This is a genomic window from Azoarcus sp. TTM-91 (genome assembly GCF_012911025.1).
In the GTDB taxonomy this organism is placed as follows: domain Bacteria; phylum Pseudomonadota; class Gammaproteobacteria; order Burkholderiales; family Rhodocyclaceae; genus Azoarcus.
In genome coordinates this window covers 1-2,434 of the sequence record NZ_WUEI01000225.1, presented here as the reverse complement: position 1 = coordinate 2,434, position 2,434 = coordinate 1, and the positions used below count along the sequence as shown (strand labels likewise).

Genomic DNA, 2,434 nt, shown 5'->3' with positions numbered 1-2,434 from the left:
GGCTTGCGATCTCGACTCACGAACGGCTCCGGGGATTACATCGAGGCGGGGGCGGACACCCCCAGCAGGGCCAGGCCGCTGGCGAGCACCTGGCGGATGGCGGCGGCCAGCGCCAGGCGGGCCAGCTTCAGCCCCTCGTCTTCCACCAGCATGCGCTCGGCGTTGTACCAGCTGTGGAAATCCCCGGCGAGGTCCTTCAGGTAGAAGGCGATCTGGTGCGGCGCGTAGTCGGCGGCGGCGTTCTGGACCACTTCCGGGAAGGTGGACAGGCGGGCGCACAGCGCCAGTTCGCGCTCGTTCTCCAGCCGCTCCAGCGCTGCGCCGGCCAGCTCGGCCGCCTCGCCACCCCACTTGGTATCCAGCACCGAGCACACGCGGGCATGGGCGTACTGGATGTAGTACACCGGGTTCTCGTTGCTCTGGCTCTTGGCGAGGTCGAGGTCGAAGTCCAGGTGCTGGTCGGACTTGCGCAACACGTAGAAGAAGCGGCAAGCGTCGTTGCCGACTTCGCTGCGCAGCTCGCGCAGGGTGACGAACTCGCCGGAGCGGGTGGACATCGAGGTCTTCTGGCCATCGCGGTAGAGCACCGCGAACTGCACCAGCGCCACCTCCAGCTTCTCCGGCGGCAGGCCGAGCGCGGCGATGGCACCCTTCACCCGCGGGATGTAGCCGTGGTGGTCGGCACCCCAGATGTCGATCATGCGGTCGAAGCCGCGCTCGTACTTGTTCAGGTGGTAGGCGATGTCGGAGGCGAAATAGGTGTAGAGACCATTCTCGCGCTGCACGACACGGTCCTTCTCGTCGCCGAAGGCGGTGGAGCGGAACCACTTGGCGCCATCCTGCAGGTAGATGTGGCCGCGCTGCTCCAGCTCGGCCACCGCGCGCTCCACCAGGCCGGTATCGAACAGGCTCTTCTCGGAGAACCACTTGTCGAAGCGGACGCCGAATTCCTGCAGGTCTTCGCGGCCGTCGCCCAACTGTTCGTTGAGGGCGAAGCCGTGTACCCAGCCGTAATCCTGGCCAAGCAGTTGCTTGGCGTTGGCGATCAGCGCGTCCAGGTGCAGCTCGCGCTGCTGCTTGGCTTCGTCGTCCTTGCGGTCGGCGGTCGGCAGGCCGGGCGTGCCGGCCAGCAGCTGGGCCACGGTGACGCGGGCGAAGCGGTCGCCATGGGCGCTGGCCATCTCCCGCCCCATGTCCTTCACATAGTCGCCCTGGTAGGCGTTGGGCGGGAAGTCGATGTGGATGCCGAACTCGGCGAGGTAGCGCAGCCAGGTGGACAGCGCCAGGATATCCATCTGCCGGCCGGCGTCATTGACGTAGTACTCGCGGCTCACCGTGTAGCCGGCGAAGTCCAGCACGTCCGACAGCGAGGCGCCGTAGGCGGCGCCGCGGCCGTGGCCGACATGCAGCGGGCCGGTCGGGTTGGCGGAAACGAACTCCACCTGCACCTTGCAGGCCTTGTCCGCACCGCGGCCGAAGTCGGCGCCGCGAGCCAGCACCTCGGCGACCACGCTGGTCTTGCTGCCGGCGGCCAGGGTGAAGTTGATGAAGCCGGCGCCGGCCACTTCGGTCTTGATCACCAGCGGCGACGGCGGCAATTCGGCCAGCAGCAGGGCGGCAAGGTCGCGCGGGCTGCGCTTGAGCGGCTTGGCCAGCTGCAGGGCCAGGTTGGTGGCGAAATCGCCATGGCTCGCCTGCTTGGGGCGTTCCAGCACGATGGGGGTGGTGGCCAGCTCCGGCGCCACGCTCTTCAGTGCGGTTTGCAGGAGTTCGGTCAGCAGGACTTTGGGATCGGCGCTCATGGCACTCGCGGAGACAACTAAACGTGCGATTATAACGGATCGCCTGCCGCCGCCCGGCGGCCGCTTGTGAGCGTTGGTTGCGACCAAAGGCAAAGCGCGGGCAAGCCGCGCCTCGGTGGAGCCGCCCCGCGACACGGCATGCAGGAAGGCCGCAGCGTCCGACACCCTCCCTTCCGGCCGAACGCTGACCGCCCGACACTGTTGCAACAAAGTTGCGCCAGCAAGGACAGCCCGCCTAGAATGCGCGCCATGCTCGCGCTGCCTTTGCTCCGCCGCCTGAACTCCGCTGCCCGGCCCGCCGCCGCGCCGCGCACGGACGGCTGGACGCAGACGCTGCTGCGCCTGGCGCTGGCCCTGCTGCTGGTAACAGTGCAGATCGGCGCCGGCATGCACGTCATCGGCCATGCCGCCGACGTACCCCATGCCGCGGCCGGCGCCGACGCCCATGCCGACGGCGACAGCGACGGCCACTCCGCCTCCCACACCTGCGGCGAATGCATCGCCCTCAGCGGCATCGACCTGCCTCTGGCCGATTCCCTCCGCCTGCCGGCCCCGCCGGCCGCGGAGTGCCTGGGCGGCGCCTTCACCGCAGCCACGCCGGCCAGCGGACCGCTGCCGGCGTGGCTGCGGTG

General features: G+C 69.0%; 2 protein-coding genes. One reads left to right on the top strand and one right to left on the bottom strand.

Annotation, left to right across the window (positions count from 1 at the left end; translation table 11 throughout):
- Positions 1–35: 35 nt before the first annotated feature.
- Entirely contained in the window at positions 36–1,802 is a 1,767-nt protein-coding gene (argS, locus tag GRF61_RS23775) for an arginine--tRNA ligase (RefSeq protein ID WP_169153091.1), read from the bottom strand.
- A gap of 240 nt (positions 1,803–2,042) precedes the next feature.
- On the opposite strand from argS, the gene GRF61_RS23770 reads away from it, so the two are divergent.
- Positions 2,043–2,434, top strand: a 392-nt coding sequence (locus GRF61_RS23770) for a hypothetical protein (RefSeq protein WP_169153090.1), incomplete at its 3' end; no start/stop codon positions are given.